Here is a 17,451-nt window from a genome sequence, read left to right as displayed (position 1 = left end):
GCTTCCGCAAACCCCCCTGATATACAAGGATAAAGCCCGAGAGCTAACGAACCGAGTCTTGCTGACCGATCGCGTTTCTCCCGGGCTTTTATCCCGCCGTGTAACTGGTTAGTGTTTCCCTCAAATTAATAAAATATTGCGAGAACCAGTCTGCTTCTCTCGGACCAGCACTTGAACTTTCTAAGCTGACTTAGAAACTGATTCAAATCGGAACCCTAGAAGCGGTTAAATTTTTAGTTTTTTCTCTGTATAAGTCCTGTTTGCAACCCATGGACTTATTCGAGACTTTTGGTAACAGCAATGCACTTAGCTTTTTGTAAGGTAAGCATACTGTAGTTTGCAATCTTACTAGATTGCTACGTTTCAAACGGTAACAGCAAACTTGATACGAAAATGTGTAAGATGTTACAAAAAACAGTTTTTCTGGAATTTGTAAAATTAAATTTTTTGGAAGATTAAACGGGGCGATGAGATGGGGCGATGGGAAATCGGGAAGTTTAGCTGCACAAAAAGACGAAACCCGCAAGGTCAGGGTTGAATATTTATTGAGGAATACTTCGACCCCTAGACTAGATGCAAGTACGATCGACAATGCGGTAAAGTAACCTGCTATTTTTAATAACGATCGCCAAACACAGCCTGTGAAGTCAACTCTTCAATCTAAAATCTAAAATCTAAAATCGACTTACCAGAGAAAATTGGTTTAAAGCCTCTCCCTGATCGGGAGAAATTAAAAGAAGACTATTCATTACTCCAATCCTCGGACTTCCAGGTAGAGGTCGCTGTCAACTGTCAACTGTCAACTGTCAACTGTCAACTGAAGGTGCATTATGGAAAAATTTAACTACAGCAACAGTCTCGACATTCATTCGCTGCTCGATCGCTACCGCACCGACTCGATCGCGCCCGCAGATGTAATGGCGAGCGTGTACGATCGGATCGAGCGCTATGCAGATCCGGCAGTATGGATTTATTTAGCACCGCAGGCGGAAACCCTCGAACGCGCCAAAGCCTTGGAAAACCTAGACCCGCAACAATTGCCGCTCTACGGAATACCTTTTGCGATCAAAGATAATCTCGATTGGGCGGGCGTTCCCACTACGGCGGGATGTCCTCCGTTTGCTCGCACTCCAGCGCGATCGGCCTCCGTCGTAGAGCGCCTGTTCGCTGCAGGTGCGATCGCGATCGGCAAAACAAACATGGATCAATTTGCCACCGGATTAGTGGGAACCCGCACGCCTTATGGAGTTTGTCGCAATCCGTTCGATTCGCGCTACATTCCGGGCGGATCGAGTTCCGGTTCCGCCGCAGCAGTCTCGGCCGGATTGGTGAGTTTTGCTCTGGGTACCGATACCGCAGGATCGGGGCGGGTTCCCGCTGCTTTTACCAACATTGTCGGGCTGAAGCCAAGTTGCGGCTCGATCGGCACTCGCGGCCTACTACCGGCGGTGCGATCGCTCGATTGCGTTTCTGTGTTCGCTCTCACCTGTGCGGATGCAGCCTCTGTGCTGCAAGTAGCCAGCGGTTTTGACGCTGAGGATGCGTTTTCTCGCCACCCTGAAACGAAAGTTTTGCCGGATTTATCTCGCTTGCGGGTGGGAGTTCCCGGAGACGGCGAACTCGAATTTTTCGGAAATGCAGAAGCTGAACACCGCTACCGGGAGGCGATCGCGCGCTTGCAATCATTGGGCTGCACGATCGCACATATTGACTTCAAGCCGTTTGCGGATGCTGCCGAACTGCTCTACGGCGGCCCTTGGGTAGCAGAAAGGTTGGCCGCGATCGGCGATTTCCTCGACGCGCACCCAGAGGATATCGATCCGATCGTCTACGAAATTATCAGCGGCGGCAAACGCTACGATGCCGTCTCTGCCTACCGCGCGTCGTACCGGTTGGCCGAACTCCGCCAGCAGGCAGAAATTCAGTGGCAGTCAATGGATGTGTTGGCTGTTCCCACGACAGGCACGATTTATACTGTCGCAGAAGTTGCAGCCGAGCCGATCGCGCTCAACACTAATCTCGGACGCTACACGAACTTTGCGAATTTGCTCGATTTGTGTGCGATCGCAGTTCCCAGCGGGTTTCAAAGCAGCGGATTGCCCGCAGGATTGACACTGATGGCTCCTGCGTGGCACGATTTATCCCTCTGCCACCTGGGATCTGCTTTCCACGATCGCTTGGGGGGAACTTTGGGCGCAACCGGCCTGCCGCTGCCAACCCTCCCGGAACCCGCCATCCCAGCCAAACCTGCCTCAGAAGAACGAGTCAAAATAGCCGTTGTTGGCGCTCATTTGAGCGGTGAGCCGCTGAATTATCAACTAATCGAGGGGGGAGGCGTTTTAGTTCGCGCCTGCCGTACCAGCCCGATTTACAAGCTGTACGCTTTGACGGGTACTGCTCTGGGCAAGCCGGGATTGGTGCGTCAGATAGAGGGCGGTAGCGCGATCGAGGTGGAAGTTTGGGAGTTGTCGATCTCCGCTTTCGGCGGATTTGTCGCTAAAATTCCCCCGCCGCTGGGAATTGGTACGCTGGTGTTGGAGGACGGCTCGACGGTGCAGGGCTTTTTGTGCGAACCTTATGCTGTGGCGGATGCGATCGATATTTCTGATCTCGGCGGTTGGCGAGCTTATAACTTCCGGTTTTAAGCTAAGTTAGAATGGCAAATTTCTACCCATCTTCAGAATCATGCCATCATCAGTGCCAATTCGACCAATTCCCGTCACCACCCCAACCCCCACCGGCGGCGGTACCAGTCCCGGAGGGGCACCTGGCGGCACTCGCGGCACCACCGGCCCCGACTCCCTCAGAGGTACTGCAGGCGCTAACTTGATATTTGGTTTGGGTGGCCCTGACAGCATTTTGGGCTTAGGCGCAGACGATTCCCTCTACGGCGGCGACGGCGATGACTCACTGCTGGGCGACGTTGGCAATGATTTGCTCTTCGGCGGTGCCGGTCGCGACAGCGTTTTGGGCGGCGCCGGCGGCGATACTTTCTACGGCGGCAAAGGTTCTGACTCCATGCTGGGCGACGAGGGTAATGATTTGCTGTTTGGCAACCAAGACACCGATACTTTGTTGGGAGGCGCGGGCGATGACTCGCTTTTTGGGGGTGCCGGCGATGACTCGCTGTTTGGTGGCATCGGCAATGACTGTTTATCGGGCGATCGCGGCCTAGATACTTTAACTGGCGGCACCGGAAACGATACTTTTGCGATCGGGCGTTTGGCAGACGGGGATGTGATTACAGATTTTACTGATGGTACGGATCAAATTCGCTTGACTGCCGGCCTCACCTTTGGCGAACTCACCATTTCCGCTGGGGCCGGAACTTCCCCGAGTACAATTATTCAGCTTACAAACACCAAGGAAACTCTCGCTACTTTATTCGGAGTTGCCCGCGCTTCTATCAGTCAGGCAGACTTTATTCTTTAATGGGTAATAGGGAATTGGGAATTGGGTTGGCGGATACTTTGTAGTTTTAAGTTTTGAATGTTGAACTTTTTAACTCAAAACTGCTTTCCCGTTGCGAATAACGTTAGCTTTCGCGATGCGAAGGAAAGCAATCTCACAACTTTTCATCTTCTTTTTTCCTGCTTCCTTCTTCCCTCTTCCTGACATCCGTTATATCCGTTACATCCGTTACAAAATCAGTTTCCGAACTTCCTAATGACTACTGACGGTTTTCTCAATCTCAACAAACCTGCGGGCATGACATCTCACGACTGCGTGGGGCGAGTGCGCCGGCTATTGAAACTCAAGCGAGTCGGACACGGAGGAACCCTCGATCCTGCTGTGACTGGCGTTTTACCGATCGCCCTGGGCAAAGCAACCAGACTGCTGCAATATCTTCAACACAATAAAGCTTACCGAGGCACGATTCGATTTGGCTTAACTACTGCTACTGACGATTTAGATGGAGAAATTATCCATTCTCGACCGGTGCCAGAGTTGAGTTTGGAAAAAGTGCAAGCTGCACTGCCAAAATTTATAGGAAAAATTGAGCAGTTGCCACCGAGTTTTAGTGCGGTTCAGGTGGGAGGAAAACGCCTTTATGAGTTAGCTAGAAAAGGCGAAACTGTGGAAGTTACTGCTAGGAAGGTCGAGGTTTTTCGGCTGGAAATCTTGGATTGGCGACCGGGGGATTTTCCTGAATTGGATTTGGCGATCGCCTGCGGGGCGGGTACTTACATTCGGGCGATCGCGCGGGATTTGGGTGCGGTGTTAAATACAGGCGGTACTTTGGCTTGTTTGACTCGCACCGAAAGTAGCGGTTTTTTGATCGAGGAAAGTCTCAGTTTTGAACAATTGGAACTGCAATTGCAGGAGAATAAATTCTGCCCGATTTTGCCATCGGCGGTTTTGGGACATTTAGGTGCGATCGTCCTTTCCCCTGAATATACCAAACGCTGGTTTCAAGGACAGCGCCTCCCGATTCCCGAAACGCCGATCGGGCCAGAGGAGGAAAGTAGCAACCATCCCCCCCACAACCCAATACCCGAACATCCCTATCCCTTGCAGGTGTACGATCGAGACGGTAATTTTTTAGGTATCGGTCAAGTAGCGAACTCAGAGACAAGTACCATATTATCTCCTCAAATTGTGCTTTAAGTATCTAAAATAAAAATGAAAATAGGTATAATTGGTACAGGAAAAGTTTGCGGAACTCTAACCGCTGGGAATGCTCTCGATGCACCTAGCTTACAGCGGTACGAAACGAGATTGGCCTATAAATCTAATCAATCGCTGAGGTAAAAATTGTGAAGATATTGCTGATAGGATTAATCCGAGGCTACAAAATGGGGATTTCTCCTTACCTGCCTAACGCCTGTAGATTTCAGCCAACTTGTTCGCAATACGCGATCGAAGCAATAGAAAGATTTGGATCGGCCCGCGGCACCTCAATGGCAGTTAAGCGGATTTTGCGCTGTCATCCTTTTCATCCAGGCGGTTACGATCCAGTACCTCCTAAAAATAACGAGGGGAATTAGTTATTAGTTAGAAGCCGGATTTTAGTTATTAGTTAAGAGTGCAATTAGGTGTTTCATCCTCATGGCTAAAACTACCGAGGGGAATCACTCCCTAAGAGGGTTAAATTCGCACAATTACTGGTGTTTGTTAACCCAACTTCAGTAATATTACTGTTATCTTTCAAAACTCAGCAGCTATATAATGGTACAAACAGAGTACAGGGGATGCGAGTTGATATGTCTGCTACCGCAATCGGATACAAAATGTTGTCCCATACTCTGGCTGTACTCAGCCAGAAACAAGCAACAGGGAAACTGGTGTTAGAGCAAGGGGAACAACAGTGGCAACTTTACTTTTTTCAGGGTAGTTTGGTGTATGCCACGGGAGGAGCGCACAGAGCGAGACGCTGGTACAGGGCGATTGGGCAACACTGTCGAAACTTTCAAGTGGATCTCAGAGACCTCGATGCTGGAGAACTGTGGGAATATCAACTGCTTCAGCGAGGGATAGCAGCCAGCGAAATGAGCCTGGAACAAGCTAGGGCGATCGTCCACACCAGCCTTTCCGAAGTGTTATTTGCTCTGATCGGTCAATCGGGTTTGCGCCGGGAGTGGCGTCCGTCCCAGAAATATTTTTCTACAATTACCTCTTCTTTGCTGCTGTCTTTAACAGAAGTAGAGAAAATTCTGTGTTGTACAGAAGAAATTTGGCAGAAGTGGAAAGCAATGGGTTTGTGGCTGGTAGATCCAGAACAAGCACCACTTTTAAAAGCATCAGCCCAGTTGCAGCAAAATCGATTTAGCTCTAATTCTTTGATCGCTTTGGGTAACGTATTCAACGGCGAGAATACTCTTTGGGATATTGCATTTAAGAAAAAGCAGTGCGTGACAGTGGCAACTCGCGCTTTAGTTAATTACATCAAACAGGGTTTAGTAAATTTCCGAACAGTACCAGACTTACCGTCGCCTATAGAACAGTGGCGCCTTGCCGCAGCGATGGCCGGGGCGGGTCGCCCTTTAATTGCCTGTATCGATGACAGTCCGACAGTTTGCGAATTTTTAGAACAAATTTTATTGCCGGAGGGGTATCGAGTCCTAAAAATTCAAGACCCCATGCAGGGAGTGGGCCTCCTCGCAAAACAAAAGCCTGCTTTAATTTTTATGGACGTGGTGATGCCGAAGACAAGCGGCTTTGCTTTGTGCAATTTTTTGCGAAAAACACCTGCTTTTCGTGAAACTCCGATCGTGTTTTTGACCAGTCAAGACAGTATAATTGACCGCACGCGAGCGAAATTGACAGGTGCTTCCGATTTTTTGAGGAAGCCAGCCAATCCCGAACAGGTTTTGCAAATAGTTGACAAGTATTTGAAGGTAAAAGGCGATCGCCACCCTTCAGCAATTCACCCCCAAGATATACTCCATTCACGACAACTTACCCTGGCAAATTCTTGAACCCAAATTATGCTGATCAAGATCAAGCGTCACTTATCGGGCGCGTGAGCCTCCGGGGCACCCGATAAGTATTGTAAAATAAAGACGCTACCGAATTTTACCAATAAATCTTGTAGGGGGGGTTGCATGGTTTTTCTTGATTTCAAAGCCAAGATTTCCCTAAACCTGCTCAGCGGGTATTGATTTTAATATCTGTTCCAACCTCTTCACAAAAAGAATGCAACTGTAGGCAAGTTTCCAGCCAGAGGCTCATCAGTCATTTCCAGTTTTTTAATCTAAAATCTAAAATCTAAAATCTAAAATGGTATAATCCATAAAACTTGATATTAATTATGAGCGATCGCACCCCGCAGGTGAGCGTAGTAATTCCGGCTTACAACTGTGCTGCTTACGTCGGCCAAGCCGTAGATAGCGTTCTGCACCAAACCTATACTAACTGGGAAATTATTGTCGTAGACGACGGCTCCCGAGACGATACCAAGTTAGTTTTAGAGAAATATGGCGATCGAATTCGCTACATTTACCAACAAAATCAAGGAGTTTCGATTGCCCGAAATCACGGCATCGAGCTATCGCGAGGAGAATTCATCGCCTTTCTCGATGCTGACGACTACTTTTTTCCCGACAAATTAGCAGCACAAATGGCTGTATTTGCAGCGCGACCAAATCTCGGAATAGTTCACAGCGGCTGGCGTCTGGTTAATAGTATAGGTGAACCGCTAAAAGATGTCAAACCCTGGCAAAATGTCCCTAAATTAGACTTAGAAATGTGGCTGCGGTGGAAACCAGTATTACCCAGCGCGATGGTATTTCGCCGTCAGTGGTTAAAGCGCGCCGGCGGATTTGATCCTCGATTTCCCCCGGCGGAAGATACAGATTTAGTGCTGCGTTTAGCCTTAATGGGATGCGAAGCAGAGTGGTTGCAGCAAGTAACTGTTTGCTACCGCCAGCACGAACAAAGCGCCATGTACAAAGGTTTACCGCAGGCTAAATCCCTCGCCGCAGTCATGGACAATTTTTTTGCCCGCCCCGAGTTGCCGGATAAAATACGTTTGTTGGAAAAGCAAATCAAGTACAGTACCTTAGTTTGGATTGCTTGGTATTTGTACCGCACCGGTCATGCTGTTGAGATGGTAGAGTTTTTGCAGCGTTCTTGGAATTATACGCCTTATTTGCCTGTGGAAACAGTAATTAATTGGGCGGAAGCTTTCGCCGAGTTTTCGCAGGATGCGGGAAATGAATTCGATGCTGATTTATTAGCTCAATCTTCCGAGTGGCAGCAGTTAATGCAGTGGACTATTCTCGGTACGCCAGCTTGATTGTGTTGATAGTCGATCGAGCTTTTATGTCATTTGTGGTTGATTCGTGATAGTATAATTTGCGCGTTCGTAAAAGCAGATTTTACCAACTATCTATAGCGCTTTTCACGGAGGTGAGATACACCTAATTGTACTCATCAAGGGTATATTATGTGATGCTGATCTGTAGGTGCGAAATTGTTAGATGTTCGATGACACTTGCAGATTGTTTCGTGCGACACACCTTACCCTACTGGTTTTCTAGGAACCTAGGTATATAGGACTTACGCAACTGGCACATTAAACAAAGGTATGTAGTTGCGCTTCAGCGCTCTTCTCTAAGTTAAGAGCGCTGAAGCGCAACTACATACCTAAATTTCAACCCCTATTTGTGACAGTTGGCTTTAGTCCAAATGGGATAAGTATCGGGATTTCTGAGTTCGATATTGCCGTCAATTCCTAATCCTGAATAGGCGTCGAGATTGGTAGTCTCGATCGGCTTATTTGAAGGTTTTTTGGACTTTTTATAAGTCTTTGAGTGTCATCCTATAGATTATTCCTTGGCAGAAAAGGAGTTGCCGCAGCTACAGCTTTGGGCGGCATTGGGATTGTGAAATCGGAAACCTCCGCCCATCAAGTCTTCTGAATAATCCAAGGTGAGCTCATTGAGATATTTTAAGTGCTGGGGGTAGATCGCAACTTCAATTCCCTCCGACTCGCATACAGCGTCTTCTGGGGCTGGCGCATCGTCAAATGCCATTGTATAAGACAAACCGGAGCAGCCGCTCGATTCCACGCCCAGACGAAATAAAGCATTGGGGTTCGGATGCTTCGACTTGAGGCGCGTTACTTCTGTTGCTGCTGTTTTGCTCAGATGAATCATTATGAGTAATTGGTAATTGGTAATTGGGAAGTAATGTTGAGTTTTGAAAATCTAGAATGTGCCTAGGCGTGTAACTTACCCGGAGAATGTAAAGTGCGCCGAACCGCGCACCTTACCCCTATATTTTTAGCAACTTGAGTTACTTAGCCTTTTCATTACGAGCATAATCGTCTTGAAAGCGGATAATATCATCTTCTCCGAGATATTCGCCATTCTGCACCTCAATTAAAACCAGGGGGATAACTCCCGGATTTTCCAGGCGGTGAGAAGTGCACTGAGGAACGTAGGTAGACTGATTTGTAAACAGAACTTGTTCAGTGTCGCCACAAGTAACTTTTGCAGTACCAGAAACCACAATCCAGTGTTCGCTGCGGTGGTGGTGCATTTGCAGGCTGAGGCGGTGTCCCGACTTAACTTCGATCCGCTTAATTTTATATCCTGGGCCTTCTTCTAAAGTCGTAAAGGATCCCCAAGGCCGCAATTCTGTAGCGGCTATTCCATTGGGTGCTGCAGGTGCGTGCAGGGTAGATACTTGAGAAATTTCTTGAATCTGAACCATGATTTTCACTCCTTGAGGATTGCTTGCGGAATCCTTTGGTAAACGACGTTGTTTTTTGAGATTAACTAATCTATAGTTAAAACCGAAGTCCACCTGCGGGGACTGGTTAGCCGACTGTAGAGTTTTGCAAGAGTTGTGCTCAGCCCGATCGACTTGCCTTAACAACCATAGCAAAACCAACATAGCTGTTGTCACCTGTTATTAGATCGATCGCCCCAATCTACATCAAATCTTCATAGAAAGGGCGCTGGTTCTTGAATATTGATTAAAGGTGAATCCTAATCCAGCTCTTGAGACTGCTGCTGCAAAACTTCTAGCATCTGGTTAGAGACCCTCTGGGATGAAACCTGGTAGAATAGTTAGACTTGAATAAGTTTGGATAATTTCTGTAAAGCAGTGATAAGTAAACCGAACGTCATATAGCGATCCTGGCATCCTTTGTGAATTTCTTACTCCCTCCCCTTGATAAGGGGAGGGTTGGGGTGGGGTAAAAAATTTACGACTCCTGCAAGGATTGCTATAGAGTTTTTTCAATTCTGCAACTAGGGTGGGAGAAAGCGGCCGAAAGCTATCTAACCTGGCTTTGAGTCGATCGACTTTTTGCAATTTTTCAGAAATACTCATTGCTGTTGAGAAGGCAAAATGCTGGTGGAGAATGTCACCCACACGCTGAGGATACAGTCGCATTAACAATGCTATAAACTCATTTCTCAAGAACAGGCTTTCGGGCCTGTTCCACAGAGAGTAAATTTTGTGGGCCCGGCCGGAAAGCCCGCCCTTGAAAAGCTTATTAACAAGGTGCAAGATGTGAGTTGGTATCGGAATTACTCATCTCTCTTCTCTTCTTCTGCGCTCTCTGCGGCCTCTGCGGTTTAATAATTCACATAATCGAAGAGTCTTTAAGCATAAATGTTTAACCTCCGGGTTCCCTAGTTAAGTTATCGGCTTTAACTATTTTTTTACGCTTGATCGAATAAGCTTTGATTTTTGGGTACATCTACCCAATTGAGTAGATCCACATATAATACATGATACTAGAGCGATCGGCATCCCATCCTCTACTCTAGATCAACATCTTTTCGCCACTTTGACAGGAGCATCAAAATGAACAGCAACGGACTGCCACAAAAGCAAGGTCTGTACGATCCGCAGTTCGAGCACGACGCTTGCGGAGTCGGATTCATCGTACACATGAAGGGTAACAAATCCCACGAAATTGTCGAGCAGGCACTGACAATCCTATTGAACCTCGACCACCGGGGCGCGTGCGGCTGCGAACCCAACACCGGAGACGGGGCGGGGATTTTGATGCAGGTGCCCCACAAGTTTCTCAAGAAAGTAACCGCGGCCCTAAACATCGAACTTCCCGAAGCAGGCGAGTACGGCGTTGGCGCGATTTACTCGTCGCCAAATCAAACTGAACGCGAAAACGGCAAACGCATTTTTGAGGAAATCGCGGCAGAAGAAGGCCAGGAAGTGCTGGGCTGGCGCGATGTGCCCACCGACAACTCGTCCCTCGGCGACACCGCAAAATCTAGCGAACCCTTCATGCAGCAAGTGTTCCTCCGGCGCGCCGCAGGTATTGATGAGGCGGCTTTCGAGCGGAAACTGTACGTCATCCGCAAACGAGCTCACAATGCCATCCGCAGGACTAACACAGACCCCTACTGGTACAATTCCACTCTCTCCTGCCGGACGATCGTCTACAAGGGTATGTTAATGCCCGTGCAAGTCGGCGATTACTATCCCGAACTGCACGATCCAGACATGGAAAGCGCTCTAGCCCTAGTTCACTCGCGCTTCAGCACGAATACTTTTCCGAGCTGGGAACGATCGCACCCTTACCGCTACATCGCTCACAACGGCGAAATTAACACGATGCGCGGCAACATTAACTGGATGCACGCGCGGCAATCGCTGTTCGAGTCGGAACTATTCGGCGATGACTTAAAGAAAATCCCCAATTTAATCAATATCGAAGGCAGCGACTCGACGATTTTTGACAATGCTTTGGAATTGCTGACTTTGGCCGGGCGTTCTTTGCCGCACGCTGTAATGATGATGATTCCGGAACCTTGGACAGCCCACGAGTCCATGAGTGACGAGAAAAAAGCTTTCTACGAATACCATTCTTGCTTGATGGAACCTTGGGACGGCCCAGCTTCGATCGCCTTTACCGATGGTACTTCGATCGGGGCCGTGCTCGATCGCAACGGTTTGCGCCCTTCCCGCTACTGCGTCACCAAAGACGACTTGGTAATTATGGCATCGGAAGCCGGAGTTTTGCCGATCGCCCCAGAACGAATTGTATCAAAAGGTCGCTTGCAACCGGGGCGGATGTTCCTGGTCAATACCGAGGAAGGCCGCATCGTCTCTGACGAGGAAATTAAAACCAAAATCGCCACAGAACACCCGTACCGCCAGTGGATCGACCAGCACATGGTCGAAATCGCCAAACTGAAAGATGCGCCGGCAGTAGCAGAATCTCATCCCGAAACATTATTGCAGCGGCAAATGGCCTTTGGCTACACCTTTGAAGAACTGCGGTTGCTGTTAGCGCCGATGGCGAAAGATGGCGTGGAAGCTGTCGGCGCGATGGGTGCGGATACGCCGCTGGCGGTGCTTTCCAATCGGCCAAAACTGCTTTATGAATACTTCCAGCAGTTGTTTGCTCAAGTTACCAATCCGCCAATTGATTCTATCCGGGAAGAAATTGTAACTTCTGCCGAAACTACGATCGGCGCTGAACGCAATTTGCTCAAACCGGAACCAGAAAGCTGTCATTTGATAGAACTGAAAACGCCAATTCTCAGCAATGAAGAATTAGCTAAGCTCCAACACGTAAATGAGGGCAATTTCAAGTCCGTCACCGTGCCGATTTTGTTTGACCCCAAAAGCGGCGTGAAAGGTCTAGAACAAGCGTTAGAAGAGGTTTTTGCAGCAGCAGACAGCGCGATCGCCTCCGGGGTGAATATCATCATTTTGAGCGATCGGGGTATCAGTCCAGACAAAGCCCCAATTCCAGCGCTGCTGGCAGTTGCGGGCTTGCACCACCACTTGATCCGTAAAGGTACGCGCACGCGGGCGGGACTCGTTCTCGAATCCGGTGAACCGCGCGAAGTGCATCACTTTGCGACACTTATTGGATATGGTTGCGGCGCGATTAATCCGTATTTGGCCTTTGAGACGATCGCCGATTCGATTCGCGAAGGATTGCTGCTAAATGTCGAGTACAAAACAGCTTGCAAAAACTACATCAAAGCCGCAACTAAAGGTGTGACGAAAGTTGCCTCGAAAATTGGGATTTCCACAATTCAAAGTTATCGCGGCGCGCAGATTTTTGAGGCGATCGGCTTAAACAAATCCGTAGTCGATAAATACTTTGCTTGGACAGCCTCGCGGATTGAAGGTGTAGACCTCGAAGTCATCGCCCAAGAAGCAATTTTGCGCCACAATCACGCATTCCCCGATCGCCCATCCAGCGGACATACTCTCGATGTTGGCGGCGAATATCAGTGGCGGAAAGAAGGCGAGGCGCATTTGTTTAGTCCGCAGACAATTCACGCGCTGCAAAAGTCAGTGCGCGAGGGCAGTTATACGCTTTTCAAACAGTATTCGGGCCTGGTAAACGAACAAAACCAGCAGCATTTTACCTTGCGCGGTTTGTTGCAATTCAAGCAGCGGGAATCGATACCCATTGAGGAAGTTGAGCCGATAGAATCAATTCTCAAACGCTTTAAAACTGGGGCGATGAGTTACGGTTCGATTTCTAAAGAAGCCCACGAATCGCTAGCAGTAGCGATGAACCGCATTGGTGGCAAATCGAACACGGGTGAAGGCGGCGAAGATCCCGATCGCTACACTTGGACGAACGATCGCGGCGACTCGAAAAACAGCGCGATCAAACAAGTTGCTTCCGGGCGTTTCGGCGTTACCAGCTTGTATCTTTCCCAAGCGCGGGAACTGCAAATCAAGATGGCGCAAGGCGCGAAACCCGGTGAAGGCGGACAGTTGCCCGGTAAAAAAGTATACCCGTGGATTGCGAAGGTGCGGAACTCGACTCCGGGTGTGGGTTTGATTTCGCCTCCTCCTCACCACGACATTTATTCGATCGAAGATTTGGCCGAATTGATTCACGACTTGAAAAATTCCAACCGGGAAGCGCGGATTAGCGTCAAACTCGTGTCGGAAGTTGGAGTCGGGACGATCGCGGCGGGTGTTGCTAAGGCCCACGCCGATGTCGTGTTGATTTCCGGCTACGACGGCGGAACCGGCGCTTCGCCACAGACTTCGATCAAACACGCGGGATTACCTTGGGAATTGGGACTGGCTGAAACTCACCAAACTTTGGTACTCAATAATCTCCGCAGCCGGATTGTCGTGGAAACTGACGGTCAAATGAAAACCGGCCGCGATGTAGTAATTGCTGCCTTGCTTGGCGCTGAGGAATTCGGTTTTGCGACCGCGCCGCTGGTGACATTGGGCTGCATCATGATGCGCGTTTGCCACCTCAACACTTGCCCGGTGGGCGTGGCGACGCAAGACCCGCTGTTGCGGAATAACTTTACCGGCGACCCCGAGCACACGGTAAACTTTATGACCTACGTCGCCCAGGAAGTCCGGGAAATTATGGCGCAGTTGGGCTTCCGCACGCTGAATGAAATGGTGGGGCGGACTGATGTTTTGGAAGCAAAACAAGCTGTGGAACACTGGAAGGCTAAGGGTTTGGATTTCTCGAAAATCCTTTATCAGCCGGAAGTTGGGGCGGATGTCGGGCGCTACTGTCAGATGGCGCAGGATCACGGTTTAGAAAAGTCTCTCGACATGACTGTGTTGTTGGATTTGTGCAAAGGTGCGATCGAAAATGGCGAAAAAGTACACGCCAAACTGCCGATTACCAATGTCAACCGCGTTGTCGGCACAATTCTCGGCAACGAAATCACCAAACGCCACTGGGAAGGTTTGCCGGAGGACACGGTGCACCTGCACTTCCAAGGCAGCGCCGGACAAAGCTTTGGGGCATTTGTGCCCAAGGGAGTCACCCTGGAGCTCGAAGGCGAAGCTAACGACTATTTGGGCAAAGGGCTCAGCGGCGGCAAGATTATCCTGTATCCGTCGCCAGCTTCTACCTTTGTCGCGGAAGAAAACGTGATTGTCGGTAACGTAGTGCTTTACGGCGCGACATCCGGCGAGGTTTTCATCCGAGGGATGGCGGGCGAACGTTTTGGGGTGCGTAACTCCGGCGTTAACGCAGTAGTTGAAGGTGTGGGCGATCACGGTTGCGAGTACATGACTGGCGGCAAAGTTGTAGTTTTGGGCGAAACCGGGCGCAATTTTGCAGCGGGTATGAGTGGCGGTGTTGCTTACATTTTGGATGAAGCGGGCGATTTTGCTACTCGCTGCAATATGTCGATGGTGGATTTGGAAAAATTGGAGGATGTTGAGGAAATTAGCGATTTGCGGCAGTTAATTCAGACTCACTTTGATTTGACTGGAAGTGCGAAGGCATCGAAGGTTCTGGCTGCGTGGGATGAGATGGTGCCGGTGTTTGTGAAGGTGATGCCGAGGGATTATAAGCGCGTGTTGCAGGCTATTGAAAGGGCGATCGCATCGGGTTTAAGCGGTGATGATGCGCTGACGGCTGCGTTTGAAGAAAACGCTCGCGATGTCGCTCGGATTGGCGGCAGTTAGTATTAGTATGGGTGCGTTACGGCTACCGCCTAACGCACCCTACTCGACTGGTTCCTATCAACAACACAAGAATCGCAGTTGAAACATAATGAAATTTAGCTGTAAAAATTTTTTAACTGTTGCTGCGTCTTTTCCTGTAAATTTATAACTAGCTTCTAATACCTGTTTAGATAATTTATTAAATTTTTTACATCCTGAAAATTATAACTTGTTTGGTTGATCGCCCAATTTAGCCAGCAAATCTTCACAAACAGGATTTGTCAAGTCACCGCCAAGAACTCGTAATACCGAAGCGCCCAAAAAAGCTGTAGTTAATACCATTCCGAAGAATTTATAATTGATGTCGATAGGAACTGGAAAGCATAGGCTAGGAGCAAATCTTACAAGTTACATTCAGCTACTCGCTTGAGAATTAACCTCCATCCAGCACTAGCAAAGCGAGCATTCCAGTACATCCAAAATGAAGTAGGGACAAGCCAAGTTATCGGTAAATGCCCAACAGGAGCATCAATAGTAAAATTAATTTTATTGTAATCGATCCAATTTTTTTCACTATGCCAACCCACTCGCTCAGCCAGTACAAAATAATCCTCATCCACTGCTTGATAGAGATTTGATATCGCACTAAATCCGAAACGTCCACGACTCGCTTTAACCCAGAGTCGATCTATCTTTTTTAACTCGGGACATGGAAAATTTTGAATGTCGTTGGCTGTGAGTAGGCGATCTTGTCTGGAATCTGCCCCGGCAATTTGCAGCATTAGTTGTCTGGTTTCAATGTCGGCATCTTTCCAATCTTTCCGAGTCAGGAAGTGATGCAGTTGAGTGTAGTCAGTTGTGGTCATTAATTTTATGATTGGTTTTATATTCTAAGCAGAACTCCTATAAGCCTCTCCTGAACTCACCGCTGCCGATTTAGTCAACGTTTGATTCATGGCTTTCTTTCGCAATAAATATAACGTTCATGTTCAGCGGTTGCCAGTATCCTTAGCAAGGCTCTAGGGAAATAAGATATTACCACCATACAACCAAATTAGCAATAATTCCCAAACAAATAACTTTGCAGTTTAACTAGATATTGACTTGCATATGATGCGACCCAAAAACCGATCTTTTCCTAAATTATTGCAGCTTTTATTTCCTGTCAAGAGCAACTCAAAAAAAAATTAGGATTTGCCAGTATCTACCAGGTTACCGGGAAGTTCATTGAGAACACAAACAAGTTTGCTAAAGTGTGAAACCTAGTGTTCGACAAAAATCTCTTTTCAATTTAAAAATTTCCTGTTGCAACTCAGTTATAATATGCGTTTATTTTATTCTATAATAAGCCTATGCCCCAGCTTGACATCATCCACTACGCTGTCAAAAACGTACCGATCAAATACGGCTGGACGATTACTGACGATCCGTATGTAATTCAGTATCGCAGAAAAACGCTGTACGCCAATCTCGGTGCGGAACAACCCATTGCTGCTGAACGGCCGGGACAGAAACTTGTAGTTGAAGTGAAAAGCTTTATCGGTGCCTCGAAAATCCAAGATTTAAAAGAAGCTCTTGGTGAGTATGACATTTCTCTTTACCTTTTAGAAGAAACAGCGCCGATCGCAAACTTTACGTCGCAGTTAGTGCGATCGCATATAAAAGTTTCTTCACTCAAGATGTAATTCAATTAATTGTAAACAGACATCAACTTCCGCTAATTATCGTAAATACAGAAGTAGAGGAAATTGTGCAATGGATAAACTAATCGAGTATCCCAAACTAATTAAGCGTATTTTGACCGAGTATATAGAATTGTGTGATCGCTCTTCCCAACAAGACATCGAGACATTCTTGATTGCAGACGAGCAAAACGGTCATTACATCTGGATGAACCTAGGCTGGCCTCATGGCGATCGCAAATTCTGGATTGAGGAAGTCTGGACAGAAGATGGGATTGCAACGGATTTGGTGCGCGCTGGAGTTCCCAAGGAAGACATTGTGTTGGCATTTCACGAGCCTGGGATGCGGCAGTACACAGATTTTGCAGTAGCTTCGTAGCAGTTCAGGGATGGGAAAATTAAAAAGCTCGATCGCACAGCTATTGATGGTTATTTAGTGAACAAAATTTTTTTTGAAACATTAGTGTACTTACCACCATATTCTCGTCTACCTAAACAAGATTTAGCCAAGAATAGTCTTAGTTAAAGAGTTGAACCCGCCCACAACTGGAACAGTTTGATTGTTTACGTTCTGGCAATTGAAGACGTCTTAGGTCAAGCGTCATAACTGCCTTAGCGGCTGCTATACTTCCCATCCCCGCAGTAAAAATCTTTTTCCCCAAACAAAAAGCGCCCCTATTTCTAGGAGCGCTTTTTGTCAATCAACAGCTAAAACTTAGCCATTGATAGAAGGAGCAACCAAAGCTACGGGAGTTGTTTCACCAGCAGCCAAGTCAAGCGGGAAGTTGTGAGCATTGCGCTCGTGCATTACTTCCATACCCAAGTTAGCGCGGTTGATCACATCAGCCCAAGTATTGATAACGCGACCTTGAGAGTCGATAATCGATTGGTTGAAGTTGAAACCGTTCAAGTTGAAAGCCATCGTGGAGATACCCAAAGC

Annotated in this window: 11 protein-coding genes, 3 pseudogenes and 1 riboswitch; of the genes and pseudogenes, 9 read left to right on the top strand and 5 right to left on the bottom strand. The window is 47.9% G+C overall.

Going from position 1 to position 17,451, the window contains the following annotated elements:
- Window positions 1–75 precede the first annotated feature (75 nt).
- Window positions 76–230: riboswitch (guanidine-I (ykkC/yxkD leader) on the bottom strand.
- Between the two features lie 600 nt (window positions 231–830).
- The 6 genes from atzF to QUA42_RS14135 all read left to right on the top strand — a co-directional run bounded on the left by atzF (window position 831) and on the right by QUA42_RS14135 (window position 7,738).
- Entirely contained in the window at window positions 831–2,645 is a 1,815-nt protein-coding gene (atzF, locus tag QUA42_RS14160; RefSeq protein WP_333137821.1) for an allophanate hydrolase, read from the top strand.
- 40 nt (window positions 2,646–2,685) lie between these two features.
- Entirely contained in the window at window positions 2,686–3,432 is a 747-nt protein-coding gene (locus QUA42_RS14155; protein WP_333137820.1) for a calcium-binding protein, read from the top strand.
- A 234-nt stretch (window positions 3,433–3,666) separates the two neighbouring features.
- Complete coding sequence (gene truB / locus QUA42_RS14150; protein WP_333137819.1) at window positions 3,667–4,608, top strand: tRNA pseudouridine(55) synthase TruB; 942 nt, start codon at window positions 3,667–3,669, stop codon at window positions 4,606–4,608.
- A gap of 149 nt (window positions 4,609–4,757) precedes the next feature.
- Window positions 4,758–4,988, top strand: a complete 231-nt coding sequence (yidD, locus tag QUA42_RS14145) for a membrane protein insertion efficiency factor YidD (RefSeq protein WP_333137818.1) — start codon at window positions 4,758–4,760, stop codon at window positions 4,986–4,988.
- Between the two features lie 216 nt (window positions 4,989–5,204).
- Window positions 5,205–6,419 (top strand): response regulator, encoded by a 1,215-nt coding sequence (locus QUA42_RS14140; RefSeq protein ID WP_333137817.1) that lies wholly within the window; start codon window positions 5,205–5,207, stop codon window positions 6,417–6,419.
- Window positions 6,420–6,751: 332 nt separating this feature from the next.
- Window positions 6,752–7,738, top strand: coding sequence for a glycosyltransferase (locus tag QUA42_RS14135; protein WP_333137816.1), 987 nt, complete (start codon window positions 6,752–6,754; stop codon window positions 7,736–7,738).
- Between the two features lie 532 nt (window positions 7,739–8,270).
- Here the strand turns inward: QUA42_RS14135 and QUA42_RS14130 are convergent.
- Complete coding sequence (locus tag QUA42_RS14130; RefSeq protein ID WP_333137815.1) at window positions 8,271–8,600, bottom strand: iron-sulfur cluster assembly accessory protein; 330 nt, start codon at window positions 8,598–8,600, stop codon at window positions 8,271–8,273.
- Between the two features lie 139 nt (window positions 8,601–8,739).
- On the bottom strand, window positions 8,740–9,159 hold the full coding sequence (locus tag QUA42_RS14125) for a phosphomannose isomerase type II C-terminal cupin domain (RefSeq protein WP_333137814.1): 420 nt from the start codon (window positions 9,157–9,159) through the stop codon (window positions 8,740–8,742).
- A gap of 1,104 nt (window positions 9,160–10,263) precedes the next feature.
- Here QUA42_RS14125 and gltB point away from each other — a divergent pair.
- Entirely contained in the window at window positions 10,264–14,850 is a 4,587-nt protein-coding gene (gene gltB / locus QUA42_RS14120; RefSeq protein ID WP_333137813.1) for a glutamate synthase large subunit, read from the top strand.
- A gap of 57 nt (window positions 14,851–14,907) precedes the next feature.
- Here the strand turns inward: gltB and QUA42_RS27770 are convergent.
- Window positions 14,908–15,036: pseudogene (locus QUA42_RS27770) on the bottom strand (hypothetical protein); the annotation flags it as partial.
- A gap of 194 nt (window positions 15,037–15,230) precedes the next feature.
- The gene (locus QUA42_RS14115) at window positions 15,231–15,695 is read right to left on the bottom strand and encodes a GUN4 domain-containing protein (protein ID WP_333137812.1); all 465 of its coding nucleotides are present in this window, start codon (window positions 15,693–15,695) and stop codon (window positions 15,231–15,233) included.
- Between the two features lie 486 nt (window positions 15,696–16,181).
- Between QUA42_RS14115 and QUA42_RS14110 the strand changes: the two are divergent.
- Both QUA42_RS14110 and QUA42_RS14105 read left to right on the top strand, forming a co-directional pair.
- Window positions 16,182–16,597: pseudogene (locus QUA42_RS14110) on the top strand (element excision factor XisH family protein).
- Entirely contained in the window at window positions 16,585–16,890 is a 306-nt protein-coding gene (locus QUA42_RS14105; protein ID WP_333137810.1) for a XisI protein, read from the top strand. The pseudogene QUA42_RS14110 and the gene QUA42_RS14105 overlap by 13 nt, the downstream one beginning before the upstream one ends.
- A 336-nt stretch (window positions 16,891–17,226) precedes the next feature.
- Here the strand turns inward: QUA42_RS14105 and QUA42_RS14100 are convergent.
- Window positions 17,227–17,451, bottom strand: a pseudogene (locus QUA42_RS14100) (photosystem II q(b) protein); the annotation flags it as partial.

The sequence above is a fragment of the Microcoleus sp. Pol11C2 genome (assembly GCF_036701505.1).
Taxonomy (GTDB): domain Bacteria; phylum Cyanobacteriota; class Cyanobacteriia; order Cyanobacteriales; family Microcoleaceae; genus Microcoleus.
The sequence above is the reverse complement of the archived record's forward strand: the minus strand, read 5'-3'. Positions and strand labels throughout refer to the sequence as shown.

What these genes read in the sequence shown, in the direction of transcription:
- atzF (WP_333137821.1), top strand. Translation starts at nt 831, where the DNA reads ATGGAAAAATTTAACTACAGCAACAGTCTCGACATTCATTCGCTGCTC.
- QUA42_RS14140 (WP_333137817.1), top strand. Translation starts at nt 5,205, where the DNA reads ATGTCTGCTACCGCAATCGGATACAAAATGTTGTCCCATACTCTGGCT.
- gltB (WP_333137813.1), top strand. Translation starts at nt 10,264, where the DNA reads ATGAACAGCAACGGACTGCCACAAAAGCAAGGTCTGTACGATCCGCAG.
- QUA42_RS14105 (WP_333137810.1), top strand. Translation starts at nt 16,585, where the DNA reads ATGGATAAACTAATCGAGTATCCCAAACTAATTAAGCGTATTTTGACC.
- QUA42_RS14125 (WP_333137814.1), bottom strand. Translation starts at nt 9,159, where the DNA reads ATGGTTCAGATTCAAGAAATTTCTCAAGTATCTACCCTGCACGCACCT.
- QUA42_RS14115 (WP_333137812.1), bottom strand. Translation starts at nt 15,695, where the DNA reads ATGACCACAACTGACTACACTCAACTGCATCACTTCCTGACTCGGAAA.
- QUA42_RS14130 (WP_333137815.1), bottom strand. Translation starts at nt 8,600, where the DNA reads ATGATTCATCTGAGCAAAACAGCAGCAACAGAAGTAACGCGCCTCAAG.
- QUA42_RS14135 (WP_333137816.1), top strand. Translation starts at nt 6,752, where the DNA reads ATGAGCGATCGCACCCCGCAGGTGAGCGTAGTAATTCCGGCTTACAAC.
- QUA42_RS14155 (WP_333137820.1), top strand. Translation starts at nt 2,686, where the DNA reads ATGCCATCATCAGTGCCAATTCGACCAATTCCCGTCACCACCCCAACC.
- truB (WP_333137819.1), top strand. Translation starts at nt 3,667, where the DNA reads ATGACTACTGACGGTTTTCTCAATCTCAACAAACCTGCGGGCATGACA.